Annotated in this window: 11 protein-coding genes; 2 read left to right on the top strand and 9 right to left on the bottom strand. The window is 35.2% G+C overall.

All coding sequences use genetic code 11. The annotated features are described in order from the left end of the window. Positions 1 to 3: 3 nt before the first annotated feature. Genes EV142_RS00215 through EV142_RS00200 form a run of 4 tightly spaced genes read right to left on the bottom strand, consistent with a single transcriptional unit; the run spans position 4 to position 3,296 of the window. A complete protein-coding gene (locus EV142_RS00215) occupies positions 4 to 1,110 on the bottom strand; it encodes a sensor histidine kinase (protein WP_132031578.1) in 1,107 nt (368 codons plus the stop codon). Beyond that, positions 1,111 to 1,386 carry a DUF4907 domain-containing protein gene (locus EV142_RS00210; protein ID WP_238698615.1) on the bottom strand — a complete coding sequence of 92 codons (276 nt, stop codon included), beginning with the start codon at positions 1,384 to 1,386 and terminating at the stop codon, positions 1,111 to 1,113. 43 nt (positions 1,387 to 1,429) lie between these two features. Continuing rightward, positions 1,430 to 2,437 carry a Kelch repeat-containing protein gene (locus EV142_RS00205; protein ID WP_132031576.1) on the bottom strand — a complete coding sequence of 336 codons (1,008 nt, stop codon included), beginning with the start codon at positions 2,435 to 2,437 and terminating at the stop codon, positions 1,430 to 1,432. Between the two features lie 16 nt (positions 2,438 to 2,453). After that, positions 2,454 to 3,296, bottom strand: coding sequence for a DUF6268 family outer membrane beta-barrel protein (locus EV142_RS00200; protein ID WP_132031574.1), 843 nt, complete (start codon positions 3,294 to 3,296; stop codon positions 2,454 to 2,456). 231 nt (positions 3,297 to 3,527) lie between these two features. Here EV142_RS00200 and EV142_RS00195 point away from each other — a divergent pair, with 231 nt between their 5' ends. Both EV142_RS00195 and EV142_RS00190 read left to right on the top strand, forming a co-directional pair. After that, positions 3,528 to 4,853 carry a DUF4270 family protein gene (locus tag EV142_RS00195; RefSeq protein ID WP_238698613.1) on the top strand — a complete coding sequence of 442 codons (1,326 nt, stop codon included), beginning with the start codon at positions 3,528 to 3,530 and terminating at the stop codon, positions 4,851 to 4,853. Further along, positions 4,854 to 6,089, top strand: coding sequence for an aromatic hydrocarbon degradation protein (locus tag EV142_RS00190; protein WP_132031572.1), 1,236 nt, complete (start codon positions 4,854 to 4,856; stop codon positions 6,087 to 6,089). 4 nt (positions 6,090 to 6,093) lie between these two features. Here the strand turns inward: EV142_RS00190 and murI are convergent, their stop codons facing one another. From murI to EV142_RS00165, 5 genes are all read right to left on the bottom strand, one after another. Continuing rightward, on the bottom strand, positions 6,094 to 6,870 hold the full coding sequence (gene murI, locus EV142_RS00185; protein WP_132031570.1) for a glutamate racemase: 777 nt from the start codon (positions 6,868 to 6,870) through the stop codon (positions 6,094 to 6,096). Between the two features lie 278 nt (positions 6,871 to 7,148). Continuing rightward, the gene (locus EV142_RS00180; RefSeq protein WP_171571238.1) at positions 7,149 to 7,652 is read right to left on the bottom strand and encodes an OmpH family outer membrane protein; all 504 of its coding nucleotides are present in this window, start codon (positions 7,650 to 7,652) and stop codon (positions 7,149 to 7,151) included. A 14-nt stretch (positions 7,653 to 7,666) separates the two neighbouring features. Further along, a complete protein-coding gene (locus tag EV142_RS00175) occupies positions 7,667 to 8,668 on the bottom strand; it encodes an OmpH family outer membrane protein (RefSeq protein ID WP_132031568.1) in 1,002 nt (333 codons plus the stop codon). Between the two features lie 42 nt (positions 8,669 to 8,710). Then, complete coding sequence (locus tag EV142_RS00170) at positions 8,711 to 11,461, bottom strand: BamA/OMP85 family outer membrane protein (protein ID WP_132031566.1); 2,751 nt, start codon at positions 11,459 to 11,461, stop codon at positions 8,711 to 8,713. Beyond that, complete coding sequence (locus tag EV142_RS00165) at positions 11,394 to 12,134, bottom strand: isoprenyl transferase (protein ID WP_132031564.1); 741 nt, start codon at positions 12,132 to 12,134, stop codon at positions 11,394 to 11,396. Before EV142_RS00165 ends, EV142_RS00170 begins: the two co-directional genes overlap by 68 nt. Between the last annotated feature and the right edge of the window lies 1 nt (position 12,135).

Here is a 12,135-nt window from a genome sequence, read left to right as displayed (position 1 = left end):
TTCTTAATTTATTGCGGTTTGAATACTGTCTAATTTTAAATTTAAATGTACACGATAGAATTTACTGTCCTGATTGATGGTAAGTTCATGTGCATTTGGATAAAGTAAGTCCAGGCGACTTTGAATATTCACTAATCCGATTCCTGAATTTTCAGGGTCTTTGACATAATGTTCGATCGTGTTTTCGATCCAGAAATCAAGGTTGTTGTCTAATATGAAAATTTTGATTTTTACATGGGCGGCACCTTTATAATCCGTACCATATTTAAAAGCATTTTCTACAAAAGAAATCAGCAGCAAAGGTTCAATAAACTGATGACGGGTATCGCCATGGACATTTATAACAATGTCCTCAATGTTGTTAAGCCTGAGTTTTTGCAATTCGATGTAATTCTGAATGTAGTTGATTTCTTTTTCTAAAGCCACCGTTTGATTGTCTGTTTCATACAGCATATACCGCATTAATTCAGATAATGTCACGATGGCATCAGGGACCAAATCAGATTTCTTGTGTGCCAGGGAATAGATACTGTTCAATGAATTGAATAAGAAGTGCGGATTGGTTTGTTTTCGCAAATAAATCAATTCAGTATTAGTTCTATGGGTTTCGGCAATTAATTTGTTTTGCTGGTTGTTGTAAAATTCAGTTAATGTTCGGATAATAGCACTAATAGTAATGATCAAAATATAAAAAAGAGAAGGGCCAATCTTGAAAAATAAAGGCTGCCTTGCCATCACCGCCCTAACGGAGTGGCCTTTTAAATATAACCTCACACTTTCGGGAGGAGGTGCCATTCTGAGTGGTGGTCTTGCCGGCCTAAATTCAGGCATGAAATAATTCATCCTTATAATCATAAAAAGGACGATTAGAGCTAAAACAAAAACAAAATAAAGCCAGTATTTTTTTTCTAACAGCAGGACAGGAACCAAATAAAAATAATTCAGATAAAACAAAACAATACCGGTAAACCACTGTACATAAAAATCATTATTGATAGTAAACGGACTTTCGTAAAACTGGATCAATGACGTCAATATAAAGAAGACCCATATAATAACATGGAACAGGATTTTGTTTGAGCTGGTATTTTTTATGGCACCTATATTCATTTAGAATTTTATTTTTAATAAAATTAAATCATTTTTAGTTACCGTTGGCGATATGTTTCGGCTGAGTTTTTTTTCGACCAGATTGGCGACCTTAAGGGCATCTTCTTCTGTCGAAAAGCTTTTAGAATCGCTTATTACCGGAATAATAGATTGCCTGATGATCATTTTATCTTTGTAAGCAATAGAATATCCCCAGCCTGAGGCTGTTTTAAAAGTTTCACTTTTTAATTTATTGCTTTTGGTACAGGCTGCCAGTTGTGCAACAAGTAAAATCAATAACAAATTCTTCCGGCTGTTGCACCGGAAGAATCTTTTGGTATTAATTGTCATCATCATTTTGTTCCTCTAAAGGTTTAAATTCCCAGTCATCATCGTAATAAGTCGAGCCTATTCTTCCTAACATATAGAAACTGCGGCTGTTGATCGTAAAACCAACGGCATCTGTTCTTGAGGCCCCTTCCATAGAAGTTCTTTCCGTCCAAAGATCAGTTGACGGACTATATTCCCAAATGGTACTCAGGCCTTCTCCACCTACAATATACCCTAATCCATTCAAAGCAAAACCCGATGCATTAGAACGAACAATAGAATAATCATCGTTGTAAGAGTCATCGTCGTCCTCATCCTTGTCGATATCTCTTTTTCGGGTCCAGACATCGGTAGCCGGATTAAATTCCCAAAAGTCTTCCTGATAAACGCCGTTGTTGATTCCGGTGGCTAGATACGCCTTGTCATCAATTACAAATACAGCTGCATTACGTCTTTTATTTCCGCTAAATCCGTTCATCAGAGACCATGTATTGGTCTGATCGTCATATCGGTAGAAATCTTTTAAATAATTTCCGTCATAACCTGTTCCAAAATATGCTTTTCCACCTGCCTGAAAACCGACAGCAGCATATCTTGCCGTACCTGCGAAATCCGCTTTTTGGGTCCAGCTATTGCCTGAAGGGTCGTATTGATAAAAATCTTTCAGTTTGTTCGTTCCGTCATAGCCAAGACCAACATATCCTTTCCCGTTTAGCGTAAAACTTGAGGCAGAACTTCTTCCAATACCTGTGAAATCTGCTTTTTGTTCCCAATAATCACCGTTTGAGTTATAAGCCCATAAATCTTTTAAATATTCATCCCCGGTATATCCGGTAGCCACATACGCATAGTCTCCAATAACAAAACTGCTTGCACTGGATCTTGCAGGGCCATCAAAGGATGATTTTTTTATCCAGTTTCCAATTAAATCGTCATCGTCGTCGTCGTTACTACAGCTTATAAAAAACAGGCTGGAAAGCAGTGCCGCGAATAATATTCCTTTTTTTAGATTATTCATAGTGTATTAAATTTATTTATTGTTTGTATTTGATCCCAATTCCTAAAATGTATCCCTTACCCGTATTAAAATCATAGACTTTATGATTGTCGTCGTCGATAAGATTGTATTTTTTATTAAAATCATATCCGGCCTTCAGGTTTATAAACCAGTTTTTATCGACATTTCTTTCATATTCCAATGCAGACGTAATTTGCGACATAGTAACTTTAGAAGCATTGTCAGTAGTAGCAATCAAATGATCCAGATGGTAAAAGCTGCCGTTAAAAGTATTTGTCAGGCTGAACGTATTTCGAATATTATTAGAATAAGAGAGTCTGGAATCCGGAAATCCGATCAGTAAAGCACTTTTATCGTTTACAGCATAAAGTAACGACAGCGTAGGAATGAATTTAGGAGATCCAAAAATGGTTGTTCTTGCAGCTCCAACATTGATACTAGTTTTTGAATTCAGCTGCTGCCTGATTTCAAGACTTCCTAAAACCGAAAAATCAGAAGCGTCAAGGTTTTGCTGAAAATTAACCGTAGGGGTAACCGCAACATTTAGTTTTGTTGTACTGGAAAAGTCATGCGTGATTTCAAATTTGTTTTGAAGCCGGTTAAAATTGTCCAGACTTTCAAAGGACTTAAAACTCCCTAATTCATAATTTACTTTCAAATTCGTGTATGCTAATGTATTGGTTACGGTAATAGCCGTACTGATTTTTTTATGGAATGACAGTACAGCATTTGTTTCATTAAAATCAATTTTTGCTGTTGGTTCTGTTTTGACATTGATTGCTGCAGAAAAATTTTCCTGAGCTTTCACATTATAAAATGAAATCAAAAAAAGTGAACCTATTAAAAGCCTTATTTTCATTACTTAAATTATTGGCTCAAAAGTAGGTGCCTAATGTTTTTAAAAAAAAGAAGATATATGTATGGCACTTTTTGATAGACTAAACAGCCTTTTTTATGGCTGAATGATCTATTTGTTAGTATAAACCTATTATAGATGTTTTTTCGCTTTTTATAGTACAAAAAGGCCTGCCTGTATATGTTATAGTGTGATGCAGAAGAGCAGCATTTATATTTGTTCAAAAATCTGATTATGCACAAGTTTATATTAATGTTGTTTTTTGCCTTTACACTATTTTCATGCGGAACAGATACGGATGCAGGAGAGTTTGTAGTAGGGTCGGATTATCTGACCGTAAATAATAAAGTAATTTTAATTGATACGGTTACGGTAGAAATGTCAACGATCAATTTTGACTCACTTGTTACTTCAGGTCAAAGCAGGATTCTGGTAGGAAATTATACAGATCCCGTTTTCGGAAAAGTACAATCGGATAGTTATTTCCAATTAGAATCGGATGTATATGCTCTGCCAAGTCCGGGATCTGATACAGAAGCGGTGAATTATGTTTTTGATTCGATTTCCATGATTTTAAAGTATAATAATTATTTTTATGGAGATACGACTAAAGTGCAGACATTTGATATTCATCGGGTACTTCAGAAAATAAAGCCCAATACAGATGATTATAATTTTTATAATAACTCGACTTTAAGTTACAGTGCGGCAAGTTTAGGCTCTGTCTCCTACAAACCGAGGCCTGTTGAAAAAGATTCCATTAACATAAAAATGGATCCCGTTTTTGGATCGGAAATTTTTCAAAGAATAAAAAAGAGGGAAATCACTGATTTTACGAGTTTTACGGAATACTTAAAAGGTTTGGTTCTGGTGCCATCCGGTTCTGATTCTGCCAGTATTATTGGTTTTAACCCAAGTACAAGTGTGGTCAGGATGTATTACTCCAAATACCAGAGCACCGACGAAAAATCGTTGTACATAGATTTTGTAATTACCGATACAGGAAAACAATTTAATTCCATTTCATTAGATAAATCCGGCACCATACTTCAGAGTCTGCCCATTTCAAGCAGTAAGCTCTCCAGTTCCCTAACCAACAGGCAGGGATTTATACAATCAGGAACCGGAGTAGCCTGCAGAATCGATTTTCCAAACATCAAACAGCTGAAATATATTGCAGATAAAGGAGCAATTGTTGACGCCGAATTGATTTTAAAACCGGTTAATAATTCCTTTTCAGAGCAATATCCACTGGCCGATTCGATTCAGGTACATGTCGCTGATAATCTGAACAGAATTAGCGGTGACTTATTGGATCCTGCTGGATATTCAGTGTATGGCATATTGAATAAGAAAAGTGACGAGTTTAATGAAAATATGGGATACTCATTTCGTATTGGAAATTTTCTGCAAAGGGAAATACTGAAACAATCGGCCTCAAGATCTTCTTTGATTTTAACATTACCCGGAATTAATAAAGCTGTAAACAGAATTGTTTTAGGTGACCAAAAACATTTGAACAATAAAATCCAGCTGAAAATTTATTACATCACTTATTAAATGAAAAATAAAATAGTTTTTTTTAGTTGCTTCATTTTAATGTCGCTAAGCTCGTTTTCTCAAAGTATTTCAAGTTCGCCTTATTCTTTATATGGTGTAGGCAGTTTGTATGATTCAGATTTTGGTTCCATTCCTTCTATAGGGTCATCAGGAATAGCTTTGCCATCCGATAATTTTATCAATAATCTCAATCCTGCTTCTTTAGGATATATGCCTTTAAATCATTTTATGTTTGATCTTGGCGGAAAAGCTATAGCGACTACTTATCAGAGTGGCTCAAAATCAGAAAAGAGAAATAATTTTCAGTTCTCGCATATTGCTTTTGCTTTTCCGGTAACTAAAAAATCCGGATTTAGTGCCGCTTTGAGACCTTATTCGAGTGCCTCATTTAAAATTTCTAACTTAAAATTGCCTATCGAAAATAGTCAGGAATCCTATTATTTAACCGCGGCAGGCTCCGGAGGATTAAATAATTTTGATTTTTCATACGGCTACCGATTAGGAAATAAACTTGCGCTAGGTCTTTCTGCCACCTGGTTATTTGGAAACACTACCGACGAAAGGAGTTACCTGATTTCAAATTCGCTTACAACAATCAATAAAGAAACAAGTTATCATGGAGTGCGTGCAACTCTGGGAGCTCAGTACAAAATTGATTCTACTCTTACTATTGCTTCCACTTTTAAAGCGCCCAGTAGGGTAAGGGCGTCCAAGGTGCAGAGTGCCGAAAGTGTAACTGGTGGAATTGAAACTATTTTTGAATATAACCAAGCTTCTGATACCGATGATTATTATTTGCCTTTAGAAATTGGTATAGGAATCAGCAAACGTTTCAAAAATAATTTGAACATGACTTTGGATTATGAAAAAAGTCTTTGGAATGATACGAATCAATCGGAGTTATTCGGGGATTTTGTGAATCAGGACAGGTTTGCATTAGGATTTACCTTTAAATCAAAAAAAGATACCCGAAAGTACTGGGATAAAATTCAGTATTCAGCAGGTGCAAATTTTGATACCGGTTATCTTGAAGTCGATGGCAAAAGAGTCAATAACGCAGCCCTGTCTGTCGGACTTTCATTGCCAATAGAAAATACCTTTTCGGCTTTGAATATCTCGTACTCTTACGGGCAAAAAGGGAGCGTCTCAGATAATCTGATAAAAGAAAATTACCATAAAATATCGCTTAATCTATCTCTGGATGGAATTTGGTTTGTCAAGCGAAAATTCGAATAGGGATTTAAAAATCCTTTTCTATAACGGTATATTTATTTTCGAGAATAGAGTTTAAAACAGCAGAATCTGAATTGACATAAAAAACAGGTTCACTTTCTTCTGCATCCGAAAGGCCGGCTATTTCACGCAGTACATTTTGTGTCTGACGTGCAACAGCTTCTCCGGAATCAATAATCTGAATATGCTCAGGAAGGATTTTTTTAATCTGCGGAATCAGGTACGGATAATGACTGCAGCCTAAAACCAGGTAATCAATATTAGCCTCTATCATTGGCCGCAGATAGGTTTCCAATAATTGAGTCATTTCCGGTGAATAAAGATTACCGTCTTCAATAAGCTGAACCAGTCCATGACCTACCTGTTCAATTATTGTAGTGTTCTGAAACATTTCGGCAGTTTTGTTGAATAACTCACTGTTTAATGTTCCTTTTGTAGCCAGAATGCCGATCACTTGTGTTTTTGAGTTAGTAGCGGCAGGTTTTATGGCAGGTTCAATTCCTATAAAAGGGATGTCATACTCTTCACGAAGCTCACGAATAGCATTTGTGGTAGCTGTATTGCAGGCCACGACAATTATTTTACAATTGTTTTCGATTAAAAAATCAACATTTTTTCTGCTTAAATCAACAATTTCTTCTTTGGTCCTTTGACCATAAGGAGCATTTTTGCTGTCTGCCAGATAGATTGTTTTTTCGTTAGGAAGCAGTTCGTGAATGGCGCTCCAGATGGAAGTTCCTCCAATGCCGGAATCAAAAACGCCTATAGGATTATTATTCGTCATAAGACAAAGTTACATATTTCTTAGTTGCTCTACAATCCCGATTTTAAATAAAATACGATTTAAGCAGGAATAAAATACCATTGTAAAATTTGGTTTTAAAGATGTAAACAGCGTGAAAATTTCAGGTACAACATAATTTTAAAAAGCAGAGTGATGAGCTAATTTCAAGTAAAAAAAGTTGAGGTTTACGGTGAAATTCTGCTGATGATAATTAAAAGAAATAAAAAACGGCTCAAACTTAAAAAGTTGAGCCGTTTTTTATAATAAGAATGTTTCTCTTAGAATCCTAAGTCTTTCTTTACATCAGCAGTGATGTTTGGACCATCAGCTAATAAAAGTGTAGAACCGTCTAAAACATATTGGAAACCTTTCGCTTTTCCAACTTTTTGGATAGAAGCTCTTACTTTTTCCATTAATGGTTTTACGATATCAGTTTCTTTTTGTTGAAGTTCTTTTTGAGCATTGTCTCTGTAGTCAACAATTCTTTTTTGCATGTCCTGAACTTCTTTAGAACGGTCACCGTTTACAGCTTCAGTTACAGTAGCAGCTTCAGCTTCATACTTTTTAATTTTTACCTGATATTCATCAACCATTTTTTTGTATTCAGTATCATATGTACCACTTAATTTTTGCAGTTGATTTTGAGCGTCAAGCATTGCAGGCATTTTCGACATAATCTCGCTAACATCAACATGAGCTACCTTAGCCTGTGCGTTCATTGAGTTACTCGCTCCTAAAATTAACATAGCAGCAATTAGTAAAGTTTTGATTTGTTTCATCATTTTTAAAATATTAATTAATTATTGGTCGTATTTGTTTTTTGTGTTTCAGCTTCTTTTGCTTTTTTAGCCGCTTCTCTTTCTTCTAAAATTTTCTTTTTCCTCTCTTCCAATTCCTTTTTACGCTGCTCGAAAAGTTTTTGTCTTTCTTCTGCTTTACTTGGAGTAGCAGCTGCCGGCTCTCCGGTTGTTGTTTTTGGTTCTGTGGCCTCACCCGGTTTAGCAGTGGTGCCATCTGTTTTAGCAGGTTCAGAAACCGTGCCATTTTTTTTGGCTTCTCTTTCTGCCGCTATTGCTTTTCTCTTATCGTCGTATTCTTTTTTCTTTGCTTCCTGTTCGAGTTTTCTGTCCTCGATTAATTTTTCCCTGGCCGCTTTTCTGTCATCTAATACTTTCTGCCTGTCTTTCATTGCAGGATTTTCATCAATGGCATTTTCAATATTTTCTTTTGCCTCCTGCTGTTTCAATTGTTTTTTAGTCAATTGTTCCCGTTTATCGGTTCTGTTTAAGACACGTATCACCTGATCGCTGATGTCAAACCTTTTATTACTGAAAAGCATTGTCAAATCTGCAGATTTATCAAAAACAAAATCATAATTTTTAGCTTCTGCAATATCCTGAACCGCTGTAAAAACCTGATCCTGAATTGGTTTTGCCAAAGCCATTTTATGACGAATTAAATTTCCATCAGCCCCAAATTGCTTTTGCTGATAATCTAACATTTCTGTTTCCAGAAATTTAATCTCCGTTTCTCTTTCGTCAATCAGCTCTTTGGTCAATAATGCTTTTTCAGCTTTAAGACTTTCCTTAAGCGTATTGATTTCTAATTTTTTGCCTTCAATTTCTTGTTTCCATTTTTGAGCTTTTAACTCTAATTGTGCTGTTGCTTCTTTATAGTCAGAGACATTTTCTAAGATATATTCCATATCTATGTAACCAATCCTTGTCGATCTTGTCTGTGCCTGACTTGTATTAGCTACAATCAAGGCTAAAAATATAAATAAAAATTGTCTTCTCATAACATAACTTTATTTGATGATTTTTAACCAAACGTTAATTCTCTAAAATTGTTGTCCAATGATAAAGTGTGTTTCCCAACCATTTGCTTTATTCGTAACAGATCCTGGTAAAGCATCGAAACCATAACCGAAATCAATACCCAATAATCCAAATGCAGGCATAAATACACGTAAACCAACACCCGCTGAACGGTTCAGGTCAAATGGATTGTAATCCTTGAACGTTGGATAGGATGAACCTGCTTCTAAAAACGTCAGGGCATAAATAGACGCTGATGATTTTAACGTAATTGGATAACGTAACTCCATTGAGAATTTATTATAAATTGTTGCCCCAATTTGCTGCCCGTATCTCGAATCTGTTTTGTCTTCAATAATTGGTGTCAATGAATTGTTTGGATAACCTCTCAACTGAATAGTCTCTCTACCATCCATTGAATAGTTGGCCATACCGTCACCACCTAAATAGAAACGCTCGAATGGTACTACACCTCTTGACTGATCATAAGCCCCTAAGAAACCAAATTCGGTCAGTGTTCTTAAAACTAATTTACCATATACTTTTGTGTACCAGTCTGCTTTGAATTTAACTTTATAATATTCTAACCAGTTGTATTTTTTCTGATCTACTTTAGCAGGATCTGCTGCTGCCTCCTGATACGTATTTACTTTATTTCCGTTTGCATCAAGATAATCCCCTTTTCTGATCACTATACCGTTTGCATCACCTTGTGTGGCATCTGCTTCAGCGGTTCTTTTATATTCTTTCTGGTCACCCAGTTTTGAATAATCAATACCATTAAATAATGAATACGGAGGGGTAACTTTTGCAGAAATACTAAACTCCGACCCATAAGTTGGGAATATCGGGTTAACCCCTTTATTACTTCTTGAAAGTCCGATAGTGTACGCTAAATTTCTTGACGCTCCATTACCAAAGGTAAACAATCCTGTATTATAATTGTTCAGGTCATAATGCTGATAACTTATCGATTGTGATAATACGAAGTAATCATCCGGCACGGTAAGTCTTTTAGCTAAACCAACCTGTAAGGTTAAGATGTTAAAACTCTTGCTTTTATCTACGTCTCTTGTAACATAATTGTTTAAGTATTGTTTACTGTACGATATAGAAGAACTAAATTGAACCGGTTTTTTTCCTCCAAACCATGGTTCCGAGAACGATACACTATACGTTTGAAAGTAGGTACTTCCTTGTAAACGAAGTGAAACTTTTTGACCATCTCCCATAGGTAATGGTTTGTATGATTCTTTATTGAATATATTCCTTGCAGAAAAATTATTGAACGAAAGTCCCAAAGTTCCAATGAAACCGCCACCGCCGTAACCTCCCTGAAGTTCAACCTGACTGGATCCTTTTTCAACAACATTGTATTCGATGTCAACAGTTCCTGCACCGGCATCTACATTTTTGAATTTCGGATCGATTGCTTCAGGATCAAAGAATCCTAATTGTCCAATTTCACGAATTGTTCTTACTAATTGCTCTTTACTGTATTTTTCACCTGGTTTGGTTCTTAACTCACGGTAAATAACATGATCATTTGTTTTGTCGTTTCCAACAACCGTTATCTTATTGAAATAGGCAATTGGCCCTTCAGTAACTCTAATTTCAAAGTCAATGGTATCATTTACTGTTTTTACTTCGACAGCATTGATGTTCGAGAATAAATAACCGTTGTTTTGATATAAATTGGTAATATCTTCTGCATCCGGTTTTGATTTATCTGCAATTCTTTTTTCAAGAAGGACACCGTTGTAAACTTCTCCTTTTTTAATACCTAAATAACGATTCAGTAACTGGTCAGAGTAAACCGTATTTCCTAAAAATTTAATATTTCCGAAGTAGTATTTATTGCCTTCTTCCATTTTAATTTTAATGGCAAGCATGTTTTTTTCCTTGTTGTAAGTAACAGAATCATAAATAATACGGGCATCTCGATATCCTTTTTCCTTATAAGTCGCAATTACTTTTTCTAAGTCAGTTTTGTATTTTTCAGGAATGAATTTGGAAGATTTTAAAACACGAAATACGTTTTTTTGCTTCGTATCCTTCATGGCTGCTCTTAGCTTGTTATCAGTAAGTTGCGTATTGCCTATGAAATCGATACTGCTGATTTTTACCTTGTCACCTTTGTCTACCCTGACAAGCATATTCACCTGATTTCCTGCAGTTGTATCCGGAGTAGTTGTTATGGTTACTTTGGTGTTGTAAAAGCCATCTTTTTTGTATTTATTCTCGATGTAATTTTTGGTGGTTGTAATTAAGTTTTCGTTTACAATTTTACTTTTCGTTAAATTGTTATCCTTAATCAGTCCTTCTACTTTACTCTTTTTGATACCAACAAATTTAACTTCATTTAGTTTCGGAAGCTCAACAATATCAAGGTCTAAGTAAACACTGTCATTCTCGACTCTGTTTACATAAAAAGCAATTTCATCAAAAAGGCCAAGTTTGCCTAATTTTTTAATCGCGCTACTAATTTCTTCTCCCGGAACAGTTATTTCCTGTCCTTTCTGAAGACCGGAAAAAGTAACAACAGTTTGCTCATTGAAGCTTATTTTACCAACAACAGAGACTTTAGCAAGAATATATTTTTTTCCCTGATCAAAAGGAACTTTTTCTTGTGCTTTTATTTGTGAAAAACTACCCAAAACAAGTAGGGTAAGGACTATTTTTATTCTTTTTTGTAACACTAAAAAATTATTTAATTTGTTCACTGGTTTTTCCAAATCTACGTTCTCTTTTTTGATAACTAATAATAGCCTCATATAAATCTTGATCTTTAAAGTCTGGCCACAACACATTAGTAAAATATAATTCTGCATAGGCAATCTGCCACAGCAAAAAGTTACTTATTCTATGTTCTCCACTGGTTCGTATTAATAAATCTACGTCTGGTAAATTTTGCGTGTAAAGATGCTCATTTATAATTGAATCGTCAATAGTGTCTATTGAAATTATATTATTTTTAACTTTATCACTGATGATTCTCACGGCATTTACCAATTCTTCGCGTGATCCGTAACTTAAAGCCAGAGTTAGCGTAAGACGTGTATTGTTTTTTGTTTTCTCGATAACATCCAAAAGCTCTTTTTGAGCCGATTTGGGTAATTTGTCAAGATTTCCAATTGCGTTAAGTTTGATGTTGTTTTTCTGTAAAGTAACCAGTTCTTTTTTTAAGGAATTGATTAGGATTTTCATCAAAGCTTCGACTTCGAGTTTTGGGCGATTCCAGTTTTCTGTTGAAAAAGCATATAGGGTTAAATACTCTATGCCAAGCTTAGCACAAGTGGTAATCGTTTTTTTTACAGATTTTGTTCCATTTTCATGGCCAAAGGCTCTTAAAAAACCTTGTTGTTTTGCCCAACGACCGTTTCCGTCCATGATAATGGCCAGATGTTTGGGTAAATTTGTTTGATCTATAGAGTCTAGTAAGTTCATT

It is taken from the genome of Flavobacterium circumlabens, assembly GCF_004345565.1.
In the GTDB taxonomy this organism is placed as follows: Bacteria; Bacteroidota; Bacteroidia; order Flavobacteriales; family Flavobacteriaceae; genus Flavobacterium; species Flavobacterium circumlabens.
This window is presented reverse-complemented; position numbering and strand designations above follow the sequence as displayed.

What these genes read in the sequence shown, in the direction of transcription:
- EV142_RS00215 (WP_132031578.1), bottom strand. Translation starts at nt 1,110, where the DNA reads ATGAATATAGGTGCCATAAAAAATACCAGCTCAAACAAAATCCTGTTC.
- EV142_RS00205 (WP_132031576.1), bottom strand. Translation starts at nt 2,437, where the DNA reads ATGAATAATCTAAAAAAAGGAATATTATTCGCGGCACTGCTTTCCAGC.
- EV142_RS00200 (WP_132031574.1), bottom strand. Translation starts at nt 3,296, where the DNA reads ATGAAAATAAGGCTTTTAATAGGTTCACTTTTTTTGATTTCATTTTAT.
- EV142_RS00195 (WP_238698613.1), top strand. Translation starts at nt 3,528, where the DNA reads ATGCACAAGTTTATATTAATGTTGTTTTTTGCCTTTACACTATTTTCA.
- EV142_RS00190 (WP_132031572.1), top strand. Translation starts at nt 4,854, where the DNA reads ATGAAAAATAAAATAGTTTTTTTTAGTTGCTTCATTTTAATGTCGCTA.
- murI (WP_132031570.1), bottom strand. Translation starts at nt 6,870, where the DNA reads ATGACGAATAATAATCCTATAGGCGTTTTTGATTCCGGCATTGGAGGA.
- EV142_RS00180 (WP_171571238.1), bottom strand. Translation starts at nt 7,652, where the DNA reads ATGATGAAACAAATCAAAACTTTACTAATTGCTGCTATGTTAATTTTA.
- EV142_RS00175 (WP_132031568.1), bottom strand. Translation starts at nt 8,668, where the DNA reads ATGAGAAGACAATTTTTATTTATATTTTTAGCCTTGATTGTAGCTAAT.
- EV142_RS00170 (WP_132031566.1), bottom strand. Translation starts at nt 11,461, where the DNA reads ATGAGGCTATTATTAGTTATCAAAAAAGAGAACGTAGATTTGGAAAAA.
- EV142_RS00165 (WP_132031564.1), bottom strand. Translation starts at nt 12,134, where the DNA reads ATGAACTTACTAGACTCTATAGATCAAACAAATTTACCCAAACATCTG.